The organism is Photorhabdus machadonis, assembly GCF_052657765.1.
In genome coordinates this window covers 4,401,604-4,414,596 of sequence record NZ_CP199761.1, presented here as the reverse complement: position 1 = coordinate 4,414,596, position 12,993 = coordinate 4,401,604, and the positions used below count along the sequence as shown (strand labels likewise).

Genomic DNA, 12,993 nt, shown 5'->3' with positions numbered 1-12,993 from the left:
CCCCATATATTTCAATTGGGTTTTGGAAATGCGGTCAATATATAATACGGTTGACCATTATATTCAGAGTGAATTAAAACGACTCTGACTTTATATAATTTTTCTACATTTTGTGATCCTCTAGTCACACTAATACCAATGGGGGTGCTTGAAATATAATCCATCTCTAATCTTAATCCTTTTGGGGCATATTTTAACATGGAAGTTATTTTGATTTGATTATTTCTTAAGACTTTTGAAATCACTGTCTCTGCGATTTTTATATCATAAAAAGAACTTGATACTTCCATTTTTTTATTTGTTAAAAATCTCGCTCTCAATTCCTGCTCCGATAACCCAACATGTTTAGCCAAAGTATGACCACCCGGTTTTAATCCAGTCTCTGACTCATGCTCAATTAATTTAATTCTGCCTACCCGAACAGAGGCAACTCTAACAGCTCCCACCATTGAAGCAAATGAAAGCGGTACAGTGATATCAACGGTAAGCCCTATTTCAGACGCGGTATAATCATCAGCACCAAATTCTTTTGCTAAATCTACCGCCGCGCGATAAGTTTCCGTCATGGTTTCTCTGCCGGTTATTATTTGACTGGCAGAAGCATTCATTACATCAAGACTGTGTGTCCCGACAATAACACAGGCCGCTTTAGTTAGTGTTGTCGGGTCGGGTACCAGACAAAGACCGCCGGCACCAATAAGTTCAACCACCCCGGCGGCTAAACCCGCCCCCCCTAATATTCGGTTACTCCAGGTTTCTTCTTCAGTAATGGTATTATCCGACAGAATCGCTGCCAACTGAACCGGCGACAAAATAATGCGTAACCCATTTTCAGATTCTGAATCCACAGCATCATCAGTCAAATAATTGACGTTATTCATGGTTAATAGATCCTGTCATCCCAGAAGCTGTAAGAACCAGTTGAACAAGCAAGATTGTTCCAGGTGATATTCTTGTAAGTAAAACAGATAACTTCTTGTGGTGTGCCTGAATTATTGTCTTTGGAGTGCGGATAATTGGATTTTATGCTGGATATAAAAGCATGGCCCAGCCTGATGGAATAGTATTTTTCTAACCCTCCGGTTGGCGATGTTCGGTACAATTCAAATAAACATTCCAGCTCTTCATTTTCAGAAAAACACTGCGCCAGTAAAGGGGACGATTTATCAATAGGCTTTATTATCATGACCGGATGATGAGAAGCATGCTGCTCTCTGGTCATCAAATGTTGAAGAGTGTAAATGAAAATTTCATTTTCATCCTTCATTCCGCACCTAATTCAGGAATAAACCGCTTTATATTGTGCGCCTAATAAACTCAAAAGCTCATGGTGGTAAGATTGCATTCCTGTCACCATTTTATGTTCTTGAAATTCAAAGGTGCTGATCCCTTCAAAGGCCAGAAACACCCAACGCGCGGTGGGGGATTGTGTCGGTTTGTTCTTCATATCGGGGAAAAACGGCACACTTTGTTTCAATTCATGGCGAATTTTATGTTCCAGCGCCGCATAAACCATGAGACAACATGTCATCACCATTAACAGCGCTTCTATCCGCTCTGGTTTTTTCAGGAAAATAGCAGACGTCAGGAATTCCGGACTTTTCAGGAAGCGAAAACCCCGTTCCACCTTTTGTTGTGCCTTATAATTAGCCAGTAACGCCGCCATATCAAGCCGTCCTTCATCCCGTTCATTGGTCGCTAAAATAAACCTCCCGACCCGCAATCTGGCCTGCTTCACCTTGTCTAACCGGGTATAAACCTGACCGGCTAATTGATAATGAACCGATTTGGGGTGTTGATGCTTGCCGGGTTTCCCGCGCCCCGCATAGACGGTAATCGCCTGAATTTCCGGCGAGGCGATGCCGATAAACTGGCATTGAGACTCAAAATCATGCAGTGCCTGTAAGGCATCTTCCCGGCAGGCAAAGGATTTTTTGCCCAGTTTGTCGAACTGTTTAGACTCGTTTTCTGTTTCCCTGAGTGTGTTTTTCCGGAAAGTCTGGTTTTCACGTTTTTCTGCCGCCGTACTGTTCACCAGTAACCAACGCTGAGGAACGCCGCCATACGATGACGTCACCCAGCAGCCTGAATAGCCCTCACTGATGGGGCTGAATTGCTCCGCTGTCACGTTCAGGAGAGACTGTTTAGCTTCCTTGATCGTCAGGGGAACACGCGTAATAAATCGTTGTTTTTGCTGATGAAGCGAAGCGATCGCGGCTTCAGTATAAAGGGCAGCATCGGCCACAAAGTAGCGGCTGTTTTGTGCCGCTTTCAGACATTGAATATGGGTTTTGATCGTCTGGGCAAAGGCTTTGGCATCATTCGTATTCCCGCTCATAGCCTGCATATAGACAGGGATGCCTGCCTGATTTTCGCAAATCAGTTCAAGGACAACCTGGTTCAGTTCAGGCCGGTGATCCCGGCTATAACCCGGCACCAGTGCAATGCGTTTTGTGTCATCTCCCAACGCGCTGTCATAGTCACCATCGACATGAAAACTCGTGATATCCAAATGAACGGAATCGGGCTTCAGCCCCAATTTATCAACCACTTGCTCAGCAAGCACCTGATAAACTTCCGACACCCCCGCTTCATATAAGGCATCCAGTGTACGGCCGAGCACATCATCATTAAGGTGTTCAGCTTCAATATCAGCGCCAATTAAACGCGCAATCGGCTTATGTTGAAAAAAGCCGGAAAACATGTGCAATGTCCGGCTGTGAAACCCCAGCCCGTTAAGGATCATCGCCAGAAAAGCGTCGGCGTGAGAGACGGTATGCGATGAATATTTTGGGATAATGGCATCAATCATGCGGGGTAAACCGGCTTCATGACAAAAAGCGGCGATAAGGCCAGGATGATCGAGACGTTTAATGGCAGGTATGGGGGTGGACATATTCGCTTTCCGGCAAATAAAAGTAATAGATCAAAATTAGCGATTACCGTCAACCCCACCGATGTCATCAATACAAAAAACCTGTGTAAGATCACATTATTTTTAAATCAGAAATACGGTGCGGAATGACGGATATATTTTAATTTTATTAAAATGCAACTAATGTGTTTATTAATAATCAACATTAACTATTATTTATATGGGTAAATATATTTATAGGAAAAGTTGACGAATGTTTGTTTTATTTATTTTTTACATGCTGGACTTTTGTTGTTGATAATTTAATTGTTATTTCAATATTAATACTTTAATTGCGTTGTAATTTATATGTGAATCCAAGATGATTTTCTATATTGGGTGTGTCAGTTCTGATAGAATATTCAGATCATTATTCGGATATTAGTTTTCTTGGTACAAAAGTTATGATTATTTATAGTTATTCTCTTCATTTTGATAAAAATGATGTGTTATCAATTTCCCTAACAGTTGGGGACCGGAGGTTTTTTCGGGTGATAGCTTATTATCTTTATTGATTGAGACACTGAGTATTCAGTTGTCACCGTCTAACGGGGGGGAGCCCCCACTGAAATTCAGTAGGGGCAATGTATTATGAATAGAACCGAAACCAGTGTCGGTATCGATTTCATGCACAAAATGAATTTTGTGGAGTTGAATTTTTTGAAGGCAATTGCTGCATTAAATAAACAGTTCCAATAATGAATTCAGGAATAGTTTCCCTTTCTGCGTAATTTGCCAATGTATTGCTGTTTCAGAGAGATAACCTGCGGCTAAGGCTTTATCAATTTGATTACGGATTGAACTTTCCGACAATCCGGTGAAATCACTGAAATCTTGTTTTGGCATGGCTTCCAGTAAACGGAACCGGTTCATAAAAAATTCAAATGGCCGATCTTCATTTCCTACCTGATGCTGTTTATCCAGATAGCGGGCCTGCATATATCCACGAGGATGTTTGGTTTTTATTGTACGCAGAATACGGCCATCTTCAAATGTGATTTTTCCATGAGCGCCACAACCAATACCAAGATAATCGCCAAAACGCCAGTAGTTGAGATTATGCTGGCATTGATAGCCTGGTTTGGCATAAGCAGAAGTTTCGTATTGCTGATAACCTGCTGCTGTCAGCAATTGATGCCCTTGTGAAAAAATATCCCACAAAGCATCATCGTCAGGCAGAACCGGAGGGCGGGAACCAAAGCTGGTATTTGGTTCAATAGTCAGTTGATACCACGAAAGATGCGGTGGTGATAACGCAATCGCCTGACGTAAGTCATCCAGTGCTTCATCAAGGCTTTGGTTTGGCAAACCGTGCATCAAATCCAGATTAAAACTGCGTAGCTTCAGACTGGCGGCTAAATGTGCTGCCCGTTTGGCTTCATCCGGGCCGTGGATACGGCCAAGGCGTACCAGTTTATCCGGGCTGAAACTCTGGGCACCAATGGATATCCGGTTAATACCGGCTTGCTGATAACCACTGAAACGGTCGGCTTCCACTGTACCCGGGTTGGCTTCCATCGTAATTTCAGCTTGCGCCGATACCGGCAGTAGAGTACGAACACCGTCCAGTAATTGTTGCATCCCTTGTGAACTGAGCAGACTGGGAGTTCCACCACCAATAAAGATAGTGGTGATTTCCCGACCGTTGACCATTGGAAGATCCGCTTTCAGATCTGCTAATAAATGGTCAACATATTCCTGATGTGGAACATCACCTTTTAAGGCATGGGAGTTGAAATCACAGTAAGGACACTTTTGTACACACCACGGAATATGGATATAAAGACTCAGTGGTGGAAGCTTAAGCATTATGTAGTGTATCCAACATCATTTTCAGTGCTTGACCGCGGTGTGACACGGCATTTTTTTGCTCACCACTTAACTCAGCCGCAGTACAGCCTAATTCTGGTATGTAGAAGATGGGATCGTAACCAAACCCGCCATTACCGGCAGGTTTATGGGCAATAATCCCCGGCCAGCGGCCATGAAAGACCAGAGGAGTGGGATCTTCTGCGTGGCGCATATAAACCAGTACACAGTTAAACTGAGCCTGACGTTGATCATCAGGAATATCTTTCATCGTATCCAACAGTTTTGCCAGATTTTGCTGATCGGTAGTATCTTCCCCCGCATAACGGGCTGAATAGATGCCAGGAGCGCCGCCAAGGATATCTACGGATAAACCGGAATCATCAGCAATCGCTGGCAGGCTGGTAATTTGTGCCGCGTGACGGGCTTTAAGAATGGCATTTTCAATAAATGTCAGCCCAGTTTCTTCGGCGGAATTTACGCCTAATTCAGTTTGAGCAATGATATCCAGACCAAAATCAGCCAGTAATTGCGCCAATTCACGCACTTTTCCGGGATTGCCGGTTGCCAGAACAACTTTTTGCATTATTTTGAACCCAATTTAATTGTTATTTACTGTATCAGCCATGAGAGAACATCAGCGCGGAGATAGTTCAGCGCGTAGAGGATCAAAATGACGATCATTGCGGAGAAATCAAGGCCACCCATTGCCGGGATAATACGGCGGATAGGTGCCATCAGTGGTTCTGTCAGTTGCATCAGAGCATAGTCAATCGGATTGCGGCCCTGGCTTATCCAGCTTAACAGAGCACGCGCCAGCACCAGCCAAAATACCAGCTTGCCGGCGGCTGTCAGTAGTTCAATTAATCCGATAGGAATGAAAAGCGTGAGGAAAGCAAACGCACCGGTACTGAACCAGAGTTGCATGGTTAATTTAAGCAGCACCAGAGCATAGGCCACAACAACAGAAGCGGTATCAAGCGGACCAATAGCTGGGAGCACACGGCGCAGTGGCCGAACGATCGGCTGAGTAATTTTCACGATAAACTGGGCAAATGGGTTGTAAAAATCACAACGGGCCCATTGCATCCATACTCGAAGTAATAAAACAACGATGTATAAATCCAGAACGGTGAACAGAATAAAAGTTAAAAATTGCATTTAGCAGCCCTGATAAAATTAAAATTGTTTTTCTATTTCCTGTGCGCGGCGAATAGCTGCCTGCATGGCACTGGATACGATTTCCGGCAATTTGCCTTCATAAAAAATGCGCAATGCTTCCGCAGTGGTACCACCTTTAGATGTTACCTGCTCACGCAAGGTTGCAAAAGGGAGATCTGCATTTGATGCGGCCAGCGCCGCAGAACCGGTTGCTGTTTGCAAAACGATTTCACGGGCTGTTTCACTGTCAAAACCTAGGCGTTCTGCCTCTTGTTGCATTGATTCCATAAACAGGAAGAAATAAGCGGGGGCACTACCTGCTATAGCGAGAATATCATTGATGCCGTTTTCATCTTTTACCCAGTGGGTTTTACCGACGCTGTTCATCAATGCTTGAGTGAAATCACGGTCAGACTGATTGACTTGCTCAGACGCGAATAATCCACTCAACCCCTGACCAACTAATGCCGGGGTATTTGGCATGATACGGACAATGTTGAGTTTGTCTTGTAATAAAGTTTCAAAGCGCGCAATAGGAATTCCTGTTGCGATAGACAGAACCAATTTGTTACTGAAATCCACCTGCTCCTTTAGCGGCTGGCAGACATCTGCCATCACTTGCGGTTTTACCGCCATAACAACAACATCGGCTTCCTGTGTACCGCGAATATTATCACTGCTGCTGTTGACGCCATACTCCTTTGCCAGTACATCGCGGCGAGTATTACCGGGAGCGCAGACATTGATCAGTTCAGCAGGGTAGCCTCCTTTTACTAATCCGGCAATGATGGCGTGAGCCATATTACCTGCACCAATAAAAGTAATTTTACGTTTTTCCATTAAATACCTCGTAGCGTCGATATGGTTAATTGTGATACCGACGTGCACCGAAAATTGCCGTCCCGATCCGCACTAATGTGGAACCACAATTAATGGCAGCAGCCATATCATCAGTCATCCCCATTGAGAGGGTATCTATTTGAGGATATTGAGTTTTCAGATTAAAGAAAGCCTGTTCCATTTGCCTGAAAACCACCAATTGGTGTTCATAGTCGGGCTCCGGTGCAGGGATTGCCATTAAACCGCGTAGCGTCACGTTCGGCAGTTTGCTTATTTCGGTTGCCAGAGAGGGGAGTTCGTCAAGTTGAATACCTGATTTGCTCTGTTCATCACTGATATTTATTTGAATAAGAATATTCAGTGGTTCCATTCCTTCCGGGCGTTGTTCGCTTAGACGCTGTGCTATTTTCAGGCGGTCAACGGTATGGCACCAGTTAAAATTTTCTGCCACCAGACGACTTTTATTAGACTGTAACGGACCGATAAAGTGCCATATCAAATCATTATGATTTGCAAAATAAGCAATTTTTTCTACCCCTTCCTGTACGTAATTCTCACCAAACTGGCGCTGACCGGCAACGATTGCTTTTTCGATATCTTCCACAGGTTTGGTTTTACTGACTGCAAGCAGCGTAATTTCTTCTGGAGAACGTTCGCATTTCTGTGCGGCAACGGCTATGTGGGTCCTGACATCTTGTAAGTTTTGTTCAATATTGTTCATAGTGACTCAGGAGATTAAAAAATGAATATGGATAAGCTAGTGGCCCTTAGTGTAAAGCATAATGCTTCTGATCTGCATCTTTGTGTTGGGCAAGCTCCTGTATTACGTATAAATGGTGTGCTTTATTCACAAACTCAACTGCCATCTGTAAATAATACTTTGTTGGAAGAGTGGAGCAGGCAGTTTTTATCAGAAAATCAGTTAAAACAGCTATTAATTTGTGGGCATGTGGATTTCTCAATGGAGACAGAAAACCACCAACGATTGCGAGGCAACATTTTTCGTCAGCAATCGGGGCTGTCAGTCGTTCTGCGTTTAATTAGCTCTCAGTGCCCAACGCTGGAACAGCTAAAAGCGCCTGCAATTATCCGGGAAATGATTTTACGGGAAGAAAGTGGATTGATCTTGGTGACCGGTGCTACAGGCAGCGGGAAATCGACAACCTTAACCGCCATTGTGGATATGCTGAACAGTCATTGTTGTCAGCACATTATTACATTGGAAGATCCTGTAGAATTTATCCACCACAGCCGCAATTGTCTAATACAGCAACGACAAATCGGATTGGATTCCTCCAGCTATCAGGAAGCGCTGAAAGGTGCTCTCCGGCAGGATCCTGATGTATTGCTGTTGGGTGAGCTGAGAGATAAGGAGGCAATACGTCTGGCATTAACTGCGGCAGAAACAGGGCATTTGGTATTTTCAACTTTGCATACCAGAGGCGCAGTACAGGCAATTGATCGGCTGGTGGATATATTTTCGGCGGAAGAAAAAGGATGGGTACGCAGTCAGCTTGCAGGGAGTTTGAAGGCCGTGATAGCGCAGCAATTGGTTTCTGCGCAGGATGGAGGACGGATTGCCGTGTATGAAGTGTTGGTGGTTAATCAGGCGGTCAGTCATCTGATACGGGAAGGCAAAAATCATCAAATAACAACGCTTATGCAAACAGGTGCTGCCAGTGGGATGCAAACCTATGAGCAAGGCTGGCAGCAGCGTAAATTACAGGGATTATTGGCAGAGCAGTCGGAGGTTAACAATTAATCGCTGTTGTTAGTTGATCCGCAGTTATTGTTAGTTGATAGTTTAATAGTGCTGCTCGAACCAGCTTTCCAGAATAATAACAGCGGATGCAGAATCGACTTTCCCTTTATCTAAGGCTTTGTAGCCTCCACGGTCAAACAGATGAGCGCGGGCTTCAACCGTTGTCAGGCGTTCATCCTGGAGTTCAATTTGCACACCAAACCGGCCATGAAGCCGGTTTGCAAATTTACGTGCCTGTGTTGTTACAAGTTGCTCAGTGCCATCCATATTGAGGGGAAGACCAACAATAACCAGATCTGGCTGCCACTCTTTAAGTAATTTTTCGATTTGCTGCCAATTGGGGATACCCTCTGTGGCTTTAAACGAGGTCAATGCTCTGGCGGTACCCGTAATTTCCTGCCCGATAGCTGCGCCGATACTACGGGTACCAAAATCGAAAGCCATTATTGTGCGGTTACCCATCTATGCATGTCCTGCCTGTGGAGCAATATTATAGATATTGATACCGAGCAAAGATGCGGCCTCACGCCAGCGATCCGCAATGGGTGAGTTGAAAATAATATGTGGATCAGCGTTTGCGGTTAGCCAACTATTTTCCATGATCTCTTTTTCAAGTTGCCCCTTTTCCCAACTTGCATACCCCAGCGTGACTAATATCTGTTTTGGTTGGCGTGGTGTGCCCAGGGTTTCAAGTACATCTTTGGATGTGGTAATCATCGTGTCATCGGAAATTTTGATACTTGAACTGAAACCTGATTGTGGTGTGTGCAATATAAAACCATGATCTTCGGCAAGAGGGCCACCAGTCATGACCGGTTTGTTTAGGCTAATACTTTCATCCCGATCTTCTGGTGAGATTTTCAGTTTTTGTAAAACTTTCCGAACAGAGATTTGTTCAATTGGTTTATTTATCACCAATCCCATTACCCCGTTTTCGTTGTGTTCACAAACGTAAACAACTGAGCGTTTGAAGTAGGAATCAGATAATGTGGGCATGGCGATAAGAAAATGGTGCTGTAGATTCATTTTGTTTTTGGTAATTAACCTGGCTATTTAAGGATTATTTAGCCCACAGTATGTGGGCTAAAAGTGCAAATGACAAACCTTGACAGGAAAATTAACGAAAAGAGATTTTTATTTCTCCAATTGTTTTTCAATCGCATTCATCAACATGCCGGTTATTGAAATATCAGGGAAAGCCGCCTCTATCTCGCGTGCACAGGTTGGGCTGGTGACATTAATTTCAGTCAATTTGTCACCGATAATGTCCAGTCCAACAAAAATTAACCCTTTTTCTTTTAACGTTGGCGCAACAGCTCTGGCTATAGCCCAGTCACTTTCTGAAAGCGGGTGCGCTTCACCACGACCACCGACAGCAAGGTTACCACGGGTTTCACCCTGGGCTGGAATGCGGGCCAGACAATAAGGAACCGGTTCACCATCGACAATTAATATCCGTTTGTCGCCTTCTTTTATAGCAGGTAAGAAATTCTGCGCCATGCAGAAGCGATTGCCGTGTTCTGTCAGGGTTTCAATAATCACGCCGACGTTTGGGTCATCTTTTTTCAGGCGGAATATAGATGCGCCACCCATGCCATCCAACGGTTTAAAGATGACATCACCATGTTTTTGATGGAATTCACGTAGGTGAGCAGCATTGCGGGTCACTAATGTGTCCGGTGTTAAATCAGAGAACCAAGCTGTAAAGAGTTTTTCGTTACAATCGCGCAGACTTTGAGGTTTATTGACGATAAGTGTCCCTTTCTCTTCAGCGCGCTCCAGAATATAAGTGGCGTAAATGTACTCAGTATCAAATGGAGGATCTTTACGCATCAAGATGACATCCAGTGTTTCCAGTGCCAGATCTTGTTCTCTATCGAATTGATACCATTGCTGTGGATTGTTTTCTACTTGCAATAGGCGGGTACGTGCGCGGGCTTCGCCTTGGTGCAGATAGAGATCGCTCATCTCCATATAATGAAGTTCCCAGCCGCGGCGTTGCGCTTCCAACAGCATAGCAAAACTGGTGTCTTTCTTGATTTTGATGGATGAAATGGGATCCATCACTATGCCGAGTTTGATCATTCTTCCTCCTTAACCCAAATCGCCGAAACGCACTTGTAATGCAGTAATTGCGGTAAGCGCTGTTGTTTCTGTTCTTAAGACACGTGGTCCTAACAGGATATCAGTAAATTGGTAATTAGCGGTCATAGCAATTTCATCTATTGATAAGCCACCTTCCGGACCAATCAGTAAACGTACTTTTTCCACAGGTAAAGGCAGGGTATTGATGCTTTGACTGGCGCGTGGATGTAAATTTAATTTTAAACTGCCATCATCTTCTGCACACCAGTGTTCAAGTTGCATTACCGGACGAATTTCAGGTATGCGATTACGGCAACATTGCTCACAGGCAGCAATGGCAATTTTTTGCCATTGCTGAAGTTTTTTAGCCAGCCGTTCTCCATCCAGTTTGACACCGCAGCGCTCAGAAATTAAAGGTGTAATAACATTCACCCCTAACTCTACAGATTTTTGAATGGTGAATTCCATTTTCTCACCGCGGGATATGACTTGCCCCAGATGCAGATTAAGTGGTGATTCGTTATCGGCAAGTTCGCTATTGTTGATATGAACCTGGACAGATTTTTTATTGGCTTCGGTGATTTCGGCATTGAAGATCTGATTACTGCCATCAAACAGTTGTAACTGTTGACCATGACTCATTCTGAGTACCCGCCCGACATGGTTGGCTGCCTCATCACTCAAATAAATTTCAGTGTCGGATGTGAGTAATTCCGGGTGATAAATGCGGGGTATACGCATGTTTTTTGTTCCTTCCTGCGGGGTAGAGCTATAACATAAGGCAATAAATAATAGTGCTATGATAAGGGAGGCTTAAGCTAACTATCAAGCTATCTCTGATACTGATTTTTATCTCTGAATAAATGTTGCGAGTCTGCTCGCATATTTATTTCTTATTTGAATGTTATATGTTTATTTTGTTGTTTTAATGTGGATGTTTTTATTACAATCTTATTGTTCGAAAATACAGTGGGAATTCCTTCTGTTATTCAATTAAAAGTGTTTTTAATGTAATAATTTGAAATTAAAGGTGTTTTATTGAATGAGGTTTAATGTGACAATTGTCATTCTGGCGATTTTTATTGGGGTAGTGTCAGGAATCACTTTAAATAAAATAATGTTTTTATTTCCTGAGATTGTTTGTGGATATGAAAAAATATCTTTTGATTATTTTCAGGTTGAATTAGTTACACTGTTTGTAACTGCTTTTTTTGTGATTTATTTCCCATTGAATTTTGATTTATATGTTGCTTTGATATTTATTTGGATGCTAATTATACTTTCTTTTATTGATATAAAAATTAAATTATTGCCAGATATAATAAATTATCCACTTTTATGGTTAGGTTTATTATTGAATTTGAATCAAACTTTTGTGCCTATTGATCACGCTGTAACAGGTGCAGTTGCGGGTTATTTGATTTTATGGTCGTTCTATTGGTTATTCAAAATTATCAATCACAAAGAGGGAATGGGGTATGGTGATTTTAAGTTAATGGCGGCAGTTAGTGCTTGGTTGGGTGTTGGCGCAATTCCTTTATTAATGCTCCTATCTTCATTGTTTGGCATTATTGGGTGTTTGTGGATGTGGAAATCACGAGGAAATTATCAGGCACCTGTTGCTTTTGGCCCATATATAGCCATTTCTGCGATCATAATGCTCTATTTGAACTTACAAGGAATTGATGGATTATCGTGGATGGTGCCCAATAGCTGAATAAGATATGGGCACCATTAGTTAAACTGTGGTATTAAAACTGAGCGTGAATCAGTGCATCTTGCCAACGTTTTGGTTGTCCTAAATATTTATCAAGAGAAATAACAGATAGTTCGTTTCTGTCATTTTCTAGAATAAAAGTAGGGAAGCCTGAGCCGCTAACTTTTGCTAATAGTTCACGGCTGTTCTTGATATGTTGGAGACTTTCTGATTCATTATTCAGTGTCAGCTCTTGCTGGAACTGCTCTGAATCAAGCTGTAATTCATTTGCTAAATTCAATAATGTTTCAGTTTCGCTGATTTTTAATCCACGAACATAATGCGCTTTTTGTACTGCCAGTAACATTTCGACACCTTTACCAGACAACTTTTTTGCTGCAAGGATGGCTGATATTGGTGGTAATGAATCCATCATCAGTGATCTATCGTTTAACAGTGCGACATATTGTTCACTGAAAACTTGCCCGGTAAGGCTTGCGATCCGTTTATCCTGACTAAGGATATAATCACGCCATGCGCTGTCTATTTGGCGTTTGTTATCTCCAGTTAGCATTCCGCCGCCATGCAATTTAATTTTCACATTTGTGGCCTCTTGCGCTGCTTGTATTAGAGCGGAAACGCCATAACACCAGCCACATAGGGGATCATAGATATAATGCAGAGTCGTTCCGGGCATATTACTTATTCCTGAAAAAGAGTTAATTG

General features: G+C 43.0%; 15 protein-coding genes. 2 read left to right on the top strand and 13 right to left on the bottom strand.

The genetic code is table 11. The annotated features are described in order from the left end of the window. Positions 1 to 11: 11 nt before the first annotated feature. The 8 genes from ACUN2T_RS21335 to ACUN2T_RS21300 form a co-directional block, all read right to left on the bottom strand. The gene (locus ACUN2T_RS21335; protein ID WP_445494918.1) at positions 12 to 881 is read right to left on the bottom strand and encodes an RNase A-like domain-containing protein; all 870 of its coding nucleotides are present in this window, start codon (positions 879 to 881) and stop codon (positions 12 to 14) included. A gap of 2 nt (positions 882 to 883) precedes the next feature. Further along, positions 884 to 1,267 (bottom strand): type VI secretion system tube protein TssD, encoded by a 384-nt coding sequence (gene tssD, locus ACUN2T_RS21330; RefSeq protein ID WP_445494916.1) that lies wholly within the window; start codon positions 1,265 to 1,267, stop codon positions 884 to 886. A 12-nt stretch (positions 1,268 to 1,279) separates the two neighbouring features. Further along, entirely contained in the window at positions 1,280 to 2,896 is a 1,617-nt protein-coding gene (locus tag ACUN2T_RS21325) for an IS1634-like element ISPlu4 family transposase (protein WP_445493676.1), read from the bottom strand. Positions 2,897 to 3,592: 696 nt separating this feature from the next. Further along, positions 3,593 to 4,723, bottom strand: coding sequence for a radical SAM family heme chaperone HemW (gene hemW, locus ACUN2T_RS21320; RefSeq protein WP_445494915.1), 1,131 nt, complete (start codon positions 4,721 to 4,723; stop codon positions 3,593 to 3,595). Further along, entirely contained in the window at positions 4,716 to 5,309 is a 594-nt protein-coding gene (locus tag ACUN2T_RS21315; protein WP_445494914.1) for an XTP/dITP diphosphatase, read from the bottom strand. The genes hemW and ACUN2T_RS21315 overlap by 8 nt, the downstream gene beginning before the upstream one ends. 26 nt (positions 5,310 to 5,335) lie before the next feature. Then, on the bottom strand, positions 5,336 to 5,884 hold the full coding sequence (locus ACUN2T_RS21310) for a YggT family protein (RefSeq protein ID WP_445494912.1): 549 nt from the start codon (positions 5,882 to 5,884) through the stop codon (positions 5,336 to 5,338). 18 nt (positions 5,885 to 5,902) lie between these two features. After that, positions 5,903 to 6,724 carry a pyrroline-5-carboxylate reductase gene (gene proC, locus ACUN2T_RS21305; protein ID WP_445494911.1) on the bottom strand — a complete coding sequence of 274 codons (822 nt, stop codon included), beginning with the start codon at positions 6,722 to 6,724 and terminating at the stop codon, positions 5,903 to 5,905. 25 nt (positions 6,725 to 6,749) lie between these two features. Next, positions 6,750 to 7,445, bottom strand: a complete 696-nt coding sequence (locus ACUN2T_RS21300; protein WP_445494910.1) for a YggS family pyridoxal phosphate-dependent enzyme — start codon at positions 7,443 to 7,445, stop codon at positions 6,750 to 6,752. Positions 7,446 to 7,466: 21 nt separating this feature from the next. Between ACUN2T_RS21300 and ACUN2T_RS21295 the strand changes: the two genes are divergently transcribed. After that, positions 7,467 to 8,486, top strand: a complete 1,020-nt coding sequence (locus ACUN2T_RS21295; protein ID WP_445494908.1) for a type IV pilus twitching motility protein PilT — start codon at positions 7,467 to 7,469, stop codon at positions 8,484 to 8,486. 42 nt (positions 8,487 to 8,528) lie between these two features. Here the strand turns inward: ACUN2T_RS21295 and ruvX are convergent, their stop codons facing one another. From ruvX to rsmE, 4 genes are all read right to left on the bottom strand, one after another. Further along, positions 8,529 to 8,948 (bottom strand): Holliday junction resolvase RuvX, encoded by a 420-nt coding sequence (gene ruvX / locus ACUN2T_RS21290; RefSeq protein WP_445494906.1) that lies wholly within the window; start codon positions 8,946 to 8,948, stop codon positions 8,529 to 8,531. Next, entirely contained in the window at positions 8,949 to 9,512 is a 564-nt protein-coding gene (locus tag ACUN2T_RS21285; RefSeq protein WP_445494904.1) for a YqgE/AlgH family protein, read from the bottom strand. A 108-nt stretch (positions 9,513 to 9,620) separates the two neighbouring features. Further along, entirely contained in the window at positions 9,621 to 10,571 is a 951-nt protein-coding gene (gene gshB / locus ACUN2T_RS21280; protein WP_445494903.1) for a glutathione synthase, read from the bottom strand. A gap of 9 nt (positions 10,572 to 10,580) precedes the next feature. After that, on the bottom strand, positions 10,581 to 11,312 hold the full coding sequence (gene rsmE, locus ACUN2T_RS21275) for a 16S rRNA (uracil(1498)-N(3))-methyltransferase (protein WP_445494902.1): 732 nt from the start codon (positions 11,310 to 11,312) through the stop codon (positions 10,581 to 10,583). 313 nt (positions 11,313 to 11,625) lie between these two features. Here rsmE and ACUN2T_RS21270 point away from each other — a divergent pair, with 313 nt between their 5' ends. Beyond that, on the top strand, positions 11,626 to 12,288 hold the full coding sequence (locus ACUN2T_RS21270; RefSeq protein ID WP_445494900.1) for a prepilin peptidase: 663 nt from the start codon (positions 11,626 to 11,628) through the stop codon (positions 12,286 to 12,288). Between the two features lie 34 nt (positions 12,289 to 12,322). Here ACUN2T_RS21270 and ACUN2T_RS21265 read toward each other — a convergent pair whose 3' ends face one another. Further along, the gene (locus ACUN2T_RS21265) at positions 12,323 to 12,964 is read right to left on the bottom strand and encodes a DsbA family protein (protein ID WP_445494899.1); all 642 of its coding nucleotides are present in this window, start codon (positions 12,962 to 12,964) and stop codon (positions 12,323 to 12,325) included. Between the last annotated feature and the right edge of the window lie 29 nt (positions 12,965 to 12,993).